13 protein-coding genes are annotated in these 14368 nt (G+C 65.2%); 5 read left to right on the forward strand and 8 right to left on the reverse strand.

Going from position 1 to position 14368, the window contains the following annotated elements:
- Positions 1 to 212 precede the first annotated feature (212 nt).
- Positions 213 to 899 (forward strand): bifunctional alpha/beta hydrolase/OsmC family protein, encoded by a 687-nt coding sequence (locus CRI93_RS11995; RefSeq protein ID WP_098062885.1) that lies wholly within the window; start codon positions 213 to 215, stop codon positions 897 to 899.
- Positions 900 to 1195: 296 nt separating this feature from the next.
- Here CRI93_RS11995 and pbpC read toward each other — a convergent pair whose 3' ends face one another.
- Positions 1196 to 3529, reverse strand: coding sequence for a penicillin-binding protein 1C (gene pbpC / locus CRI93_RS12000; protein ID WP_098062886.1), 2334 nt, complete (start codon positions 3527 to 3529; stop codon positions 1196 to 1198).
- Between the two features lie 214 nt (positions 3530 to 3743).
- Here pbpC and CRI93_RS12005 point away from each other — a divergent pair, with 214 nt between their 5' ends.
- The gene (locus tag CRI93_RS12005; RefSeq protein ID WP_098062887.1) at positions 3744 to 4181 is read left to right on the forward strand and encodes a PPC domain-containing DNA-binding protein; all 438 of its coding nucleotides are present in this window, start codon (positions 3744 to 3746) and stop codon (positions 4179 to 4181) included.
- A gap of 29 nt (positions 4182 to 4210) precedes the next feature.
- Positions 4211 to 4411: a hypothetical protein gene (locus CRI93_RS12010; protein WP_098062888.1), complete on the forward strand. Its 201-nt coding sequence runs from the start codon at positions 4211 to 4213 to the stop codon at positions 4409 to 4411.
- A 32-nt stretch (positions 4412 to 4443) separates the two neighbouring features.
- On the opposite strand, the gene thiG is transcribed toward CRI93_RS12010, so the two are convergent.
- The 3 genes from thiG to thiO form a co-directional block, all read right to left on the reverse strand.
- Positions 4444 to 5271 carry a thiazole synthase gene (gene thiG, locus CRI93_RS12015; RefSeq protein ID WP_098062889.1) on the reverse strand — a complete coding sequence of 276 codons (828 nt, stop codon included), beginning with the start codon at positions 5269 to 5271 and terminating at the stop codon, positions 4444 to 4446.
- 166 nt (positions 5272 to 5437) lie between these two features.
- Positions 5438 to 5662: a sulfur carrier protein ThiS gene (gene thiS / locus CRI93_RS12020; protein ID WP_098062890.1), complete on the reverse strand. Its 225-nt coding sequence runs from the start codon at positions 5660 to 5662 to the stop codon at positions 5438 to 5440.
- Complete coding sequence (gene thiO, locus CRI93_RS12025; RefSeq protein WP_098062891.1) at positions 5659 to 6795, reverse strand: glycine oxidase ThiO; 1137 nt, start codon at positions 6793 to 6795, stop codon at positions 5659 to 5661. The genes thiS and thiO overlap by 4 nt, the downstream gene beginning before the upstream one ends.
- A 182-nt stretch (positions 6796 to 6977) precedes the next feature.
- Between thiO and CRI93_RS12030 the strand changes: the two genes are divergently transcribed.
- Positions 6978 to 8084 (forward strand): NAD(P)/FAD-dependent oxidoreductase, encoded by a 1107-nt coding sequence (locus CRI93_RS12030; protein WP_176521849.1) that lies wholly within the window; start codon positions 6978 to 6980, stop codon positions 8082 to 8084.
- Here the strand turns inward: CRI93_RS12030 and CRI93_RS12035 are convergent.
- Genes CRI93_RS12035 through CRI93_RS12050 form a run of 4 tightly spaced genes read right to left on the reverse strand, consistent with a single transcriptional unit; the run spans position 8079 to position 13364 of the window.
- On the reverse strand, positions 8079 to 8474 hold the full coding sequence (locus tag CRI93_RS12035) for a VanZ family protein (protein ID WP_098062893.1): 396 nt from the start codon (positions 8472 to 8474) through the stop codon (positions 8079 to 8081). The genes CRI93_RS12030 and CRI93_RS12035 overlap by 6 nt on opposite strands.
- An 8-nt stretch (positions 8475 to 8482) precedes the next feature.
- Positions 8483 to 10069, reverse strand: a complete 1587-nt coding sequence (locus CRI93_RS12040) for an NAD(P)H-hydrate dehydratase (RefSeq protein ID WP_098062894.1) — start codon at positions 10067 to 10069, stop codon at positions 8483 to 8485.
- Positions 10070 to 10071: 2 nt separating this feature from the next.
- Positions 10072 to 12015, reverse strand: coding sequence for an Ig-like domain-containing domain (locus tag CRI93_RS12045; protein ID WP_176521850.1), 1944 nt, complete (start codon positions 12013 to 12015; stop codon positions 10072 to 10074).
- A gap of 44 nt (positions 12016 to 12059) precedes the next feature.
- Positions 12060 to 13364 (reverse strand): Glu/Leu/Phe/Val family dehydrogenase, encoded by a 1305-nt coding sequence (locus CRI93_RS12050; RefSeq protein WP_098062896.1) that lies wholly within the window; start codon positions 13362 to 13364, stop codon positions 12060 to 12062.
- 162 nt (positions 13365 to 13526) lie between these two features.
- Between CRI93_RS12050 and CRI93_RS12055 the strand changes: the two genes are divergently transcribed.
- Positions 13527 to 14315: a TrmH family RNA methyltransferase gene (locus tag CRI93_RS12055; protein ID WP_098062897.1), complete on the forward strand. Its 789-nt coding sequence runs from the start codon at positions 13527 to 13529 to the stop codon at positions 14313 to 14315.
- Positions 14316 to 14368: the final 53 nt, after the last annotated feature.

Consider the following 14368-nt stretch of genomic DNA (forward strand, 5'->3'; position numbering starts at 1 on the left):
GACCGCTCTTCGTCCGACGGTTGACGTATCGTTCGGTGAGACATGAGACTGTGGCTCCATTCATCGGTAGCGACGCAAAACTTTCCATCGCCGGCAACCCGTAATGTTCTTTCGCTGCTCTACTTAAGACGGAGGGCCAGGCCTCGGTAACACTGGCCGGACGGTCGTTTACCATCAAGAAGCAGTTTCTGGACGATCTGGAGGCGCAGCACATGCGCGACACAATTCGCAATCTGGGGCGTCCGCTGCTGCTCTTTCACAGTCCGATAGACCAGACGGTGGGTGTGGAGAACGCGGCGGCGATCTACGAGGCCGCCAAGCACCCAAAGAGCTACGTCTCGCTCGATCAGGCCGACCACCTGCTCACCAACCCGGACGATGCAACGTACGTGGCGCATGTGCTGGCGGCGTGGGCCGTGCGCTATCTGGATGCGACATCGGCGGAGCAGTCGGCTGATGCGGATGCGGACGTTCCCGAGTCGGGCGTTACGGCGACCACTGGGTCCGACGGCTACCGCACCGAAATGCGAGCGCGGCATCACAAGCTCATCGCTGACGAACCGGCCTCGGTGGGTGGCGAAGACACGGGGCCCACGCCGTACGAATATCTGAGCGCGGGCCTGGCGGCCTGCACAACCATGACGCTGCAGATGTATGCCCGACGCAAGGGCTGGCCGCTGGACGAAGCGCATGTGGATGTGCAGCACAATAAGATCCACGCCGAGGACTGCGCGGACTGCGATACGAAGGAAGGCAAGATCGACCGCTTTACGCGCACGGTGTCGGTGACGGGCGACCTTTCGGACGAGCAGCGCAGTCGCCTGCTCGACATCGCCAACAAGTGCCCGGTGCACCGCACGCTTCACAGCGAAATTGATGTGGTGACGACGGTGGCGTAGCAGGGTTGAGATGCCGCGGTGAGCGTTAGATCCGTGTGTAGGGACACGGCGCGCCGTGTCCCTACGAGGTTATGGGCCTTCTGATAAAAACTTTCCTGGGGTGAATCGTCCTCCGTTCGCCCCCGTCAGTCCCGCCGGAGACGTGCGCGCAGGCTTTTCAGGGGCACTACAAGCATGACCCGTCGGGCCCCTCTGCCCCGCTAAATTAGCCCAGACACCGCCCGGGACGTCCTTCCGACCGCTATCGGAATACCAGTCCCGGGCTACAAGTCGCTAAACAGATACGCGCCGTGTCCCTACGGGCCGATCGTGTCGTTGCTGCCGCCTTTGTACACCGTCACAGACACCGGCGCGCTTTGCCGGCGCGTGCCGTGGGCGGTGCGGGCGGAGAGCACCACGGTGTGGCGTCCCGGTGACAGTGTCCACGCGCCGTCGACGCGCTCGCCATTGACCGTCCACACCGGGTCGGTCCATCCCGCGGGCGTGTGCCCGCGCAGGTGGACCCGCTGATGCGCGGCCCGCAGCACCGGATCGATGATAAACCGCGTGCCGGGCGTGGGATAGGTGATTTCGGGGCGGGCGGTGTCGGGTACCGAGACCCCTTCGCGGACGGGAGGCGGAAGCGACATGCCCTGCTCGCGCATCCAGTCGTGGTATTGGGGCGGATGCACCGTGTAGCGCCGCTCCTCTATGTATTGCGCGGGGGTAAGGCTGGATGCACGCGTGTCGGTCCGCCGGTCAATGCGAACGCGCTGGTGGACCTCGCATGTGTCGCGTGGGGCGGTGCCGGGCTGGAAGTACTCGGTGCGTGTGATGGGGCAGTACGCACCGGGCGTGCTCCCGCTTGCGGGGCAGATAGGTGCTTCAACAAGTTCAGGATGCCCGGCAAATGCACCACCCGGGCCCAGCATGCGCATCACATCGTGGAAGAGCGGGCCCGCACCGCTTACACCGCTCACGTTCTGCATCGGGCTGCCATCGAAGTTGCCGACCCACACCGCCACCGTGTGCCGGGGCGTGTAGCCGACCGTCCAGTTGTCGCGGTAGTCTTTCGAGGTGCCTGTTTTGACCGCCACGGGAAACGGAAGCTCCAGCGGCGTCTCGGCCCCAAACCCGGGCACGCGAGCTTCCGCATCCGACAGCACATCCGTAAGCTGTGTTGTGGTCGCGGAGGCAAGTCCAAGCGGCGATGGGTCTGGCGGGGCATGATGCAGCGTATCGCCGGTGGCGGTGCGTGTCCAGGTGCGGGCGTGGGCGGTGGGGCGGGTGCCGCCGCGTGCGAGTCCGGCATAGGCTTCGGCCAGGTCGAGCAGCCGCACCTCGCCATTGCCCAGCGCCAATCCGACACCGTAGTGCGCACCGGTGCGGGTGAGCGTGTCGAATCCGGCTTGTCGTAGCGTAGCCAGCAGCGCAGGCGGCCCGATTTCGCGGGCTACGCGCACGGCGGGCACGTTGTAGCTGGCGGCCAGGGCCTCGCGCAGGGGCACCGGGCCATGAAACCGATCGTCGTAGTTCGAAGGCGTAAACGCGCCCCCGGCACTGGGCACGTGCAGCGGAATATCGGGCAGGATGGATGCGGGGGTGTACGTGCCCCGGTCGAGCGTGTGGCCGTAGAGGAAGGGCTTCAGCGTACTCCCCGGCTGACGCAGCATGCGTACGCCGTCGTTCTGTCCGGCAATGACCTCGTTCCAAAAGTTGCGGCTGCCCACGTACGCGCGGATGGCGCCGTGTTCGTTGTCGAGCACAAGCACGGCCGCGTTGGTGACATGCTGGTCGCGGAGCTGGTGCAGCCGGGTGCGCACCCGGGCTTCGATGCGGGCCTGCAGGGCCGCATCGAGCGTGGTACGCCACTCGCGAGCCGAGCGGTCGGCTTGTTCAGTCTCTTGCAACAGCATGGTGGTAAAGTGCGGCGCGCGGTGCGTTTGCGACGGCTGCCGCACCTGAAGCGGCACCTGCGCCCACTCTGCACTGTCGGCAGCGGTAATGGCCCCCTGGTCCACCAGCGCCCCCAGCACGTGCTGCTGTCGCTGTTTGGCACGCTCGGGAAATCGGTATGGATTGTAGGAACTCGGACGCTGCGGCAATCCCACCAGGTAGGTGCTCTGATGCGGCGTCAGGTCGCGGGCGGAGGTGCCGAAGTAGAGTCGGGCGGCGGCCTCAATGCCGTGCGCCCGGTTGCCAAACGACACGCGGTTGAGCCACGTCTGTAGGATCCGATCCTTTGACCAGCGCAGTTCCAGCCGCAGCGCCAGATGGGCCTCGGCGATTTTATTCCACCAGGAGCGCTCGGGCTGCCCACGCATCGCTTTGGCCACCTGCATGGTGATAGTTGAGGCCCCCCGCACCACGCGTCCGGCCCGCAGATTCGCCCACGCCGACCCCAACACGCTCAGCACATCGATGCCGACATGCGTGTAGAACCGCTGGTCTTCAGTAGCCAGAAGTGCCTGCACGGCCACTGTGTCTACGTCGGCAAGGGAGACGGGGCGGTGGCGTCCGTTGGGGTAAAGCGTACGCAGCGGCACACCCTGGCGGTCGGTGATGCGCAGGGTTTGGGGCGCGTCGGGCGGCGGGGCGGGCAGCGGCCATGCCAGGGTGAGCAGGCCGAGGGCACACGCTATCCCGGCCATGCCGTAGGGCGTGCGGAGCCACGCAAGCCAGCGAGAGGAGCACAGAGCAGCTAACACGAGCGCACGGTATAGATGGCGGGGCGAGCGATCAGCTTCATGATACGAGACCCGCTGCGGAGGTGCAACGCAGGCCGGACATCCGATAAACTCTGTCGGTGCGTGCCTCGTACCCTCCGCATCCGTCTTTCTCCATGTATTATCGTGACTTCTACGTATGAGCTATCGTGCCCTTTCACTCGACCCGGACGCCTCGCATCTGCTGGTTTTGGATCAGAATGCCGACTTCATGGAGAGCCTGATCGATTTTGCGACTACGCACGACGTGCCCAGCGCCACGTTTTACGGTATCGGTGCATTTTCAGAGGCGACGATTGCGTTTTTTGACCGTGAAGAACAGGTGTACGACCCGATTGCCGTCAACCAGCAGGTTGAAGTGCTGCACGTAACCGGCAACCTGACATGGCACGAAGGCGCCGTGCGTGTGCATGCACATGCCACGCTGGGCCGCCCGGATGGCTCTACACTCGGCGGGCACCTGGTGGATGCAACCGTGTGGCCTACGCTTGAACTGCAGTGCCAGACGTATAACACCCGCGTTGAACGCCTGCAGAACGAAGCCGTTGGCCTTCCGCTCATTCCGCAGAGCACGTAGTACCGTCCCCCTTTTTACATCACACCACTATGAAGATTCCCGTCTCTGATACCTTGCTCGATAACTCAGCTGCGGAAACAGTGTCTGTGCGACTGGCCCCTGACGAGATGGAATGGCTGACGCAACAGGCTGAGAAGCGCGACCTGTCGAAGCGGCAATTTGTGCGCTACATCATCAACCGCATGATCCGCGCAGAACGCAAACGCGATGGCGATCGCGATACTGCATAGGCCGTTGCGCGCTATGCGAGCTCAGGTGCTGACTACGATCCGACGCGGCCCTGCTGGGGCGACGAGGCTTTCGCGTAGCGCCGACGCGGGATGCGCCCCGCCCGATAGGCCAGCCGTCCGCCTTCGAGTCCGTGACGGATGGCGCGGGCCATATCGACCGGATGCTTGGCTTCGGCAATGGCCGTGTTGAGCAGGATGCCGTCGTAGCCGAGCTCCATCGCCTGTGCGGCGTCGCTGGCCGTGCCGATGCCGGCATCTACAATAAGCGGCGTGTCGGGGAGTTCTTCGCGGATGATGCGCAGGTTATACGGGTTCACGATGCCCATGCCGCTACCGATGGGTGCGCCGAGCGGCATGACGGCGGCACAGCCCAGATCGGCGAGCTTACGGCACGTGATCGGGTCGTCGTTGGCATAGGCGAGCACCGTGAAGCCGTCGTCGACGAGTGTCTTGGCCGCCTTGAGAAGCTGTTCGACATCCGGCATCAGCATCTCGTCGTCGCCGATGACTTCGAGCTTGATGAGGTCGGTGTCGAGCGCCTCGCGGGCCAGATTGGCCACAAGTACGGCTTCGCGGGCGGTGTAGCAACCGGCGGTATTCGGCAAGATGGTGTGGCCGCCCTTCCGCAGCAAATCGAGGTGACTCTCAGGGGCCGGGTTTTCTACATTCACACGTCGGATGGCCACCGTCACCATGTCGGCGCCCGACGCGTCGATGGCATCCAGCATGACCTGCGGGTTGGGATATCCGCTGGAGCCTACCATGAGCCGCGACGTTAAGGTGTAGCTCCCAATCGTAAGCGCATCTGCGTTGGGGCTGGAATCGGTAGAGGGAGTGGCAACGGCTTTCGCATCCGCCATAAAAATAAGGGGATTTGCTTGGAAAAAGAGCGGTTGGTGCAATGAGTAGTGGCAGTGCTCTACACGCCGTCGCATTGTCACTGGAGACGCAGGAGCATCTCTGTCGTGCACGTCCGACGGGGGACCGTCGGACGCAGAGCTCTATGGGTTCTGAGGGATGCGTGGCTCAGCCGCCCTGAAGCGCCTGGATGACCTCAACCTCATCGCCGGGCTGCACGGTGGTATCGGCCCAATCTTCGCGGCGGATAACGTCTTCGTTGATGGCGACGGCCACCCCCTGCGTGTCGGCGTGGATTTCCAGGTCATGCAGCAGATCCATGAGCGGGTGCGGCGGGTCGATGGCGCGCGGATCGCCGTTGAGTTGGATGGTGGCTGCGGTGTCGGTACTCATGAGGTCGGGGCAGTTGCTGTGTGCAAACGGGACGGTGAAAACGGCGCGATCCAATCGGAGGTTTCTCCGTCGAGCAGCTGGCGCGCCATCTCTTGGGCGGTGACGGGCGTGAGCAGGATGCCGTGCCGGTAGTGGCCGGTAGCGGTCCAAATGCCGGGATCTCCCGATGGGCCCAGCAGCGGTGCATGATCGCGGCTGGCAGGACGCAGCCCGGCCCACGTGTCGTCCACCGGCAGGTCGTAGATGCCGGGCACGACCTCCCACGCGCCTTCGAGCAGGTCGTAGAGTCCGCCTGCGGTGACGGTGGTGTCGAAGCCGCGCTCCTCGCTGGTCGCGCCAATCACGAGGCGTCCGTTGCTCTTGGGCGCAAGGTAGGCGTCGGGCCCGCGAATGACGTGTGACAGCTCGAATGCGCCTTGCATGCGGCACTGGAGCATCTGCCCCTTCACCGGACGCACAGACGGGGTGTGCGCGGGCGTCCACCCGTCCAGTTCGCGCGACCACACGCCGGCCGCCACCACCACGGCCTGCCCGGTCAGGGTTTCGCCATTGGTCAGGCGGATGCCGGGTGTGTCTTCGTTCGGCAATATTGCCTCAACCTCGGTGTCTTCGTGCAGGGTGCCGCCCGCGTTCTGGAAGGCCACACGAAGCGCCTGGAGCAACAGCCGGTTGTCGACCTGATGGTCCATCGGCGCGTGGATGGCAGCGGCCAGGCGCGGTGCCAGAAACGGCTCAATCTCACGCGCCTCGGCCCCGGAGCACCAGGTCACGTTGAGGCCGTGCTCGGTCTGAAAGTCGTACAGGCGGCGCAGGGCCTCCTCGCTGTCGGGGTCGTCGGCCACAATGAGGGTGCCGTCGTCGCGGTAGTCGACAGACATGTCGGCGTCGGCTTCCAGGTCGCGGACGAAGTCGGGCCAGCGGCTAAGACTCTCGCGGCTGAGGCGGTAGAGCTCCAGTTCCTCGAAGCCGATTTCGGCATCGGGCGCCAGCATGCCCGCCGCCAGCCACGAGGTGCCACGTCCGGCCCGGTCGCGCTCCACGAGGGTAACGTCTGCCCCGCGCCGTGCGAGCGTCCAGCCCAGCGCGAGCCCAATGGTGCCGCCGCCAACAATGAGATAGGAAGCATCGGTCATACGTACACGGCGTTGCGTGAATGGCTGAGATTGCGTTTCAGATACTTACACGCAAGGCAGCGGAAGCGGTTTGTGAGGGTGGTGTTGCGTTGTGCATCCAACATCCGCCCGTGATGAGGATCGCCCGTGATGAGGATTCGTTGACATGTGCTGCGTGTCTTCTGTGCTTATGCTTTTGCTCTATGCCTCGCCCTTCCGTTTGCATTGCCGGTGCCGGACTCGCAGGCGCGTGCGCCGCACTCTATCTGTCAGATACATACGATGTGCACGTCATTGATGCCGAAGAGGCAGCAGCGGGGGCGTCGGGTGCAGCGGCGGGACTGGCGAATCCGCTTATGGGGCGGCGCGCGAAACTGACGTGGCGGGCGGCGGAGGCGTGGGGCGCGCTCACGGAAACCGTGGCACGGGCGCGTGCTAAATCTGCGTTCAACGACAGTGGTGTGCTGCGCCCTACCACCGAACCGAAGCAGGTGCGCTTCTTCAAGGATGCCGCATCCAAGCATCCACGCTGGTGCGACTGGTGGGCTGCCGATACGCTCGCCGGGCGCTACCCACAGGTGCAGGCCCACGACGGCGCGCTCTGGCTGCCCCGTGGCGGCGCGGTGGATGTGCCCGCCCTCGTGCGCGCAGCGCTGGTCCGCGCTCGCACCCACGGGGCTACCTACACGCCCCACACCCGCCTGACGGACTGGACGCCGCACGACGATGGCGTAGCCGTACACACCACATCGGGCGGTTCGCGCTCCACGCAGCGCTACGACTACCTGCTCTGCTGCGTGGGACAGGGCTACCCTTCGCTTCCCGCCCTGGACCCACTCGATCTGCACGGCATCAAAGGACAGACGCTCACCGTGCGCCTCCGCAACGCGCCCTCGGGGCTGCCCCCGCCTCCAATCTCTGGGCGCGGATACATCGTGCCAGGCCCGGACACATTTGTGCTCGGCAGTTCTTACGAACACGAGTTTGCAGACTTGCAGCCGTCGGAGGCAGAAACCCAGCGCATCCTCCAGAAAACGCAGACGATGCTCCCGGCCCTTGGCGATGCACAGGTGGAGTCGGTGGCCGTGGGCGTACGTGTGAAGCACAACCCTACAAATCTGCCACTGGTGGGGCCGTACCAGCACCCGCGCACCTGGGTGATGCTGGGCCTCGGCTCAAAGGGGCTGCTCACGGCACCGCTCATTGCACGCAAGCTGCCCCAGTGGATGCGCGCCTCGCACCGCGTGCCAGCGGCCATTCGCGTGCCGCGTGCCTTGCTTCCGGATTCATGGGCCCCAGCGCCATCATGAGGGCTTCGCTTCAGCATCCGACCGCACCGGAGGCCACACGGCCCACGCCATACCCAGCGCCAGTCCGAGCACGTTCGCTACACCGTCGTAGAGACTGCCCTGGCGCGTCGCCAAAACAGCGTACTGGACCAGTTCGCTTCCCACCGCCAGCGCCAGTCCCGTTCCGCCCACAACCCAGAGCGTGCGAGATCGAGGCCAGGATGCGAGCGCCCGCATCCAGAGCAGCCCAAACCCTGCAAACATAATGAGATGCACGATCTTGTCAAGACCAATCTCAGGCGGCCCGGTGGGCACCGTTGGGGCCGGCACCGTCACGGCAACGAGAATGCCGAGCGTCCAGAGCACGGCCCACACGTTGGGGCGGCGTAGCGTGTGCAGCAGATTGGCCATGACCTGTGTTATTTGTTGAGAGAAGGCAACGCATCCAGCGCATGCGGACACGCGTCGATGAGGTCGAGCGGCGTGAGCGTGCGGGCATCTTGTTGGGCCGCCACATGCTCGGCGGCGCGTCCGCCCAGGTGCATGGCACAGGCCGCGGCATCTACCGGAGGCAAACCCTGTGCGGAAAATCCGGCAATGAGCCCGGCCAGGGCATCGCCCGTGCCCGCCGTAGCCAGCGCCGGACCGCCCGCCAGTCCCACAAACGTCCGTCCCTCTGGATTCGCCACCACGCTCGGGTAGCCCTTCAGCAGCAGCGTAACGCCCCATTCCGCTGCATACTGTTGGGTTAGGTGGATACGGGAGGCATCGTCAAGGTCGGCGGGCTTCATGCCAGCAAGCCGAGCGAACTCGCCTGCGTGCGGGGTCAGCACCCACGGTGCAGGCGTGTCGCTCTTCGATAGGAGCCGCTCCTTAACCACGTGCAGTGCCCCCGCATCCAGCACGACGGGGCCGTCGAAGGCGTCAAGCAGGCTGTGGACGATCGGGGCGGCGGCTTCGGGGTCGAGTCCGGGTCCAATGAGCAGCGCGCGTGCTTTCTGCAGCGGATCGTGCAGCGCTTCGGCGGCGGTGTTACGGCGGTTGGGCCAGGCGTGCACGGGAAATGCGGGCGAATGGCTGGCTACCGTCTGTTGGATAGATTCGGGTACCGCACACGCCACGTATCCGGCCCCGCTGCGTGCCGCTGCCCGTGCCGCCATCGCCGGAGCCCCGGCATAGGGGGCGCTGCCGCCCACCACGAGCGCCATCCCCACGTTGTATTTGTGCGACTGCCGGGTGCGCCCAGGCCACTGCGCCTGCATATATGCATCGGTGGTGCCGTAGGCAGAGCCCGACTTGTGGGCATGCTCATGCAGCACATGCTGCGGAATGCCGATGCGCACGGTCCGAATGGTTCCTGTGTGCTCCGGCCCCACGCCCAGGCGCAGCCCGACCTTTTCTGCGCCGAACGTGACCGTAGTGTCGGCCTGTACCGTGGGTGGATGCGCCTGCCCCGTGTCGCTGTTGAGCCCCGAGGGTACGTCGAGCGCCACGGTGGGGGCCGCGTGCACATTCATGCGACGGATGAGCGTGGCCAGCGGCTCGCGCGGCGCATCGGAAAGGCCCGTGCCGAGCAGCGCGTCCACCCACACAGATGGGATCAGTTCGTCGGGATCGGGCAGGGCCTCGGGCGTGTCAACGACCGTCCACCGGAGCGCTGAGCCGTACGCATCCGCAAGCTGATGAAGCACCTGCGCGTTCCCCTTCGCATCCCCCGAATACGCTGATGCCGGAATAGGAGACAACACATGCACATGGGCGCCATGGTCGAGCAGCACGCGCGCCACAACCAGCCCGTCGCCGCCGTTGTTGCCCTTGCCGCACGCAATAGCGACGGGCTGCCCCGCTACTGGGTCGTACTCCTTGATAATGATACGCGCGGCGCGCTGCCCAGCGGTTTCCATGAGTACACGGCCCGGAATGCCAAGCGTGTCGATGGTGTGTGCGTCGGCAGCGCGCATGGCAGCGGCGGTGAGGAGCGGACGTGCCTGGGTGGCCTCGGGCATGGTCAGTCGGTGGTCAGTTCAAGAAGCTGAAGCGGTCTATCGAGCACGTTCGTCCACCGTGCGCGGCCCTCCACGGTCGATTCGCTCCACACGACCGGATCCGCGCGGCGGTACGGGGCGATTTGGCCCGGCGACCAGCGTCCGGTACCCTCGCGGTCGTGCCACAGCCGAAAGCGGTAGACGCCCTCGGGCACGCGGTCGAAGCGGGCGGTGCCGGTGGTGTCTGTTTCAATGCGGCGAGTCGGCCATCCGTTTGGTGAGGTGTCGTGCATCTCCAGCACCAGCCGCTCGGGGCGTTGCAGTAGCGAGTCGGAGCGGGCGCGTAGAGCGGTCTGTGCGGTATCAGCGGCAGTCACGCGTGCCTCCTGCGTGCTGAGCAGCGTGTCAGGCGGGGCCACCCCCAGCGTAATGGATTCGAACGTCGGCGCGGTGGTAGCGGCGGTGTCGGGTGGATTCAGAGCACGGCGCACGTACGTGATGGGCACCTCAATCGCGCCAAGTGCGTCGCCCGAGAGACGCCGGTAGCGCTGCGTCTGCACCGTATCGATGTTCGCGAACAAGTCAGCTCCAACACGTACGTCGACGGGCATCTCGGGGGTGAGCGGCGGCTCGAACGCCAGGCGATGGCGCAGGCCGTCTTGGCTTTCGGGCACAATGGTGCGTGCGGTGCCGGTGGTGTCGGTGGCCGTGATGCTGTCGTTCCATGCGTCGTCTTCGGGCGGACGCGTGGTGCGGAGCAGCGGCGCTTCGTCTTGTGTGAGCGGACGGCCCTCCTCACCACCAGAGCGGTCGGGGCGGAAGCCTGAAAACTCGGGCGTCGGATCGCCCTCATCGGTCGACGGGGTGAAGCGCAGCGTGGTGTCGGGCACAGCGCGGCCCAGCGAATCCTCAAGCGCCTGTGGCGGCACCGTAAGGCGATGTACGGCCTCGACACGCAGCGCCTGTTCGGCCACCACCGCCACCTCGTACGGCGTGTCGGTTGCCGTGTGTACCGAGGCGATGCCAATGGTGTCTTGCGCGGTCGAATCTACCAGCGTCCACGACGCAGCGGTGCGCTCGCGCCAGGCTACCGGCTGGCTGAACCGCACAGTCTGCCGCTGCACAGTCTGTGGCCGCACCCGTACCGCCTGGGGCGGGTCGGGACGCGGGTCGGTCAGGAGCCAGGGAACCTCGACCGCAGCGGTGTCGGCGGAGGCCGTGTCCACGGCAGCGCTTAGGCGCGGCACCGGCGGCACGGCGTAGGCTTCGTTCGCATCCGGCATGCGGTTGCGGTTATTGTCGCGCACCGCAATGACGTAGTACGATTCCTCGCGGATGTTCTGGAAGGAAAACCGCCCCTCACTATCGGTCTGGGTACGGAAGTCCGGGGCCTCGGGCAGCGTGTCGGGCGGAGCCTGTGCCTCCTCTGGCAGTGCATATGCGAACACATCAACATCCTGTTCGGGCTGCCCCTCTTTCGGCTCCACCACACGTCCCGCCAGGCGACCCTGGTCGATGCGATTGCCCGTTGAGAAGGCCAGCGTGATGGGTGCATCCAGCTCCACATTGCCGCGTGCGGTGCGCAGATCCGACCCCAGCGATATGATGTAGGTGGTGCTATCACGCAGCGGCTCCGCAAACGAGACCGCAATGCTGCGTCCGCTGTAGTCGAACTCGGGGCGCTGCTGCGGCTCGGGCGTCATGGAGAACGCCTGCGCCATCGCACCCCGGCTGATGTACTTGTCGAAGCGAAGTACAACCTCCACATCCTGTGAAACGTTCACATCTTCGTCGGCAGGCGTGCTCTCAAGCAGGCGCGCTGGCTCGGTATTGCCGGGGCCGCCGGTGGGGGCGACCGGGTTGGCGCATCCGCCCAGCAGACTGACCGTGCAGAGCAGCGCGAGCAGCCCGGCCACGCATCCGAAACCCACAGTGGTGGTTGAGAAGCGCGTGGTTGAGCAGCGCATGGGGGCACGCATACGTGATTTGAAGGATGCGAAGGGAAGCGTCATTACGCGTAGATGCCGCGCAGGCGAAGCGCCTCAGCGACTTTGCTAACGCCGACCACGTACGCTCCGATGCGAAGCGAGGTGTCGTGTTTCTCGGCGGTTTCGTAGACCCGGTTGAACGCGTCGGTCATGGTGCGCTTCAGCCGCTTGTTGACGCGCTTTAGCGACCAGAAGTAGCCCTGCCGGTCTTGCACCCACTCAAAGTAGGATACGGTGACGCCGCCCGCATTCGCCAGAATGTCGGGGACGACCAGCACGCCTTTTTCGTTCAGAATGTCATCGGCAGCGGGCACGGTGGGGCCGTTGGCGCCCTCGACCACGACGCGGGCCTGCATGTCTTCGGCAATCGACTTGGTGATCTGATCTTCTTTTGCTGCGGGCACGAGCACATCTACGTCGAGCGTAAGCAGCTCTTCGTTGGTAATGTGCGTGGCCTCGGTGTAGTCCTCCAGCGAGCCGCCGTTCTCCTTGACGTACTGCTGCACGGCTGGAATGTCGAGGCCGTCGGCGTTGTAGTAGCCACCGGTCACATCGCTCACCGCCACGACGGTGCAGCCCTGCTCTTGAAGCAGCTGCGCGGCCACAGAGCCTACGTTACCAAAGCCCTGCACGGCCACGGTGCAGTCGCTGGGCGAGCGGTCGATCTGCTCCAGCGCCGCCAGCGTTACCGTCATCACGCCGCGTCCGGTAGCCTCGTGACGCCCCTCGGAGCCCCCCAGCGCCACTGGCTTGCCCGTTACGACGGCGTTCTCGGTCCGGCGCGAGTGCATGGAGTAGGTATCCAGAATCCACGCCATGATCTGCTCATTGGTGTTCATGTCGGGCGCGGGGATGTCGCGGTCGGGCCCAAACACGTTGAACATATCGGAGGTGTAGCGCCGCGTAAGGCGCTCCAGTTCGCCCGGACTCATCTCGCTCGGGTTGCAAACCACCCCGCCTTTGGCCCCGCCAAATGGCACGTCGACCACAGCGCACTTCCAGGTCATCCACGCGGCCAGCGCTTTCACCTCGCTCAGTGTCACATCGGGCGCGTAGCGGATGCCACCTTTGCTGGGACCGAGCACATTGTTGTGAATCACCCGGATGCCGTCAAACACTTTCACGTGGCCGGTGTCCATGACCACGGGCACCGACGTCATAAACACGCGGGCCGGGCGGCACAGGTACTCGTAAAAGCCCGGATTCAGCTCCAGGATTTCGGCGGCGATGTCGAAGCGCTCCATCATCGACTGGAACGGTGAATCTTGGTCGATGGGTGCGGGCTCGCGGTAGACGGAGCGGTCGTGCACATCAAATTTGAACGGCATAGGGACAACCTTGGGTTGGTGAGACGTACAGGGGATGCAGATGCGTGCTGTAGGGACCGCAGGCACGGACCGTCCAACATACGGGAGCGGTTCCACTCGTGCCACCACGCCCGCGCATCCGCATCCATTTTTACGATTTATCGCGCAACGCGCTTTCCGTTTATGTCTACGCCCCTTTCCAACCGCATGGCTTCCACCTTTACCGGCTTGCAACGCCGCCCAAACCGGCAGCGCGCCCAGCTCAGCGTGCTCGTTGGGATTCGGGCGATTGAGGCCGCGGTGCAGGGCGGGGCCACGCTTGGGCACGTCGCCGGTACGGAATCGGACCTGCGGAGCACGCGGTTCCAGGCGGTGCGCGATGCGCTGACCGATGTTCCCCTCTACACCGCCGAGGCCGACACGCTCGACGATCTGGCCCCCACCGCCACCGCTCAGGGCCTGCTGGCCACCGTGCGCCTGCCCGATCTGTCGCTAAACGGACTCTGGGACGCCGCCCAGACGGCTCTTGTGCTCGACGGCGTGCAGGATCCCGGCAATGTAGGCACACTCATTCGCACCGCCGCCTGGTTTGGGGTGGATGCCGTGGTGGCCGGTCCACAGACAGCTGGACTCTTTCACCCATCGGTATTGCGCGCGGGCATGGGCGGGCACTGGGACGTGCGGCTGGCCCGTTCCTCCGACCTGGTTGATGCCATTGCGCAGGCCCGCCGAGCCGGCTTTACGGGATACGGCGCCGACATGGGCGGCACCCCGGCGCAGTACTGGCACCCGGTGCAGCCGTCGCTGCTCGTTGTGGGCAGCGAAGCCCACGGCCTGAGTCCCGCCCTGCTTGGTGCGCTCGACGAGCCCGTGTCGGTCGACGGGGCCGATTCGCATCCCGCCACCGAATCGCTCAACGCCGCTGTAGCCGCCGGCATCGTGATGCACCGCTGGACTGTAGCTGCTCCCTGACGTGCACTGCGTCTGCCTCTGCACCCGGGGACGTTACATCGGGTGGATGCAAT

This window comes from Longimonas halophila (genome assembly GCF_002554705.1).
In the GTDB taxonomy this organism is placed as follows: Bacteria; Bacteroidota; Rhodothermia; order Rhodothermales; family Salinibacteraceae; genus Longimonas; species Longimonas halophila.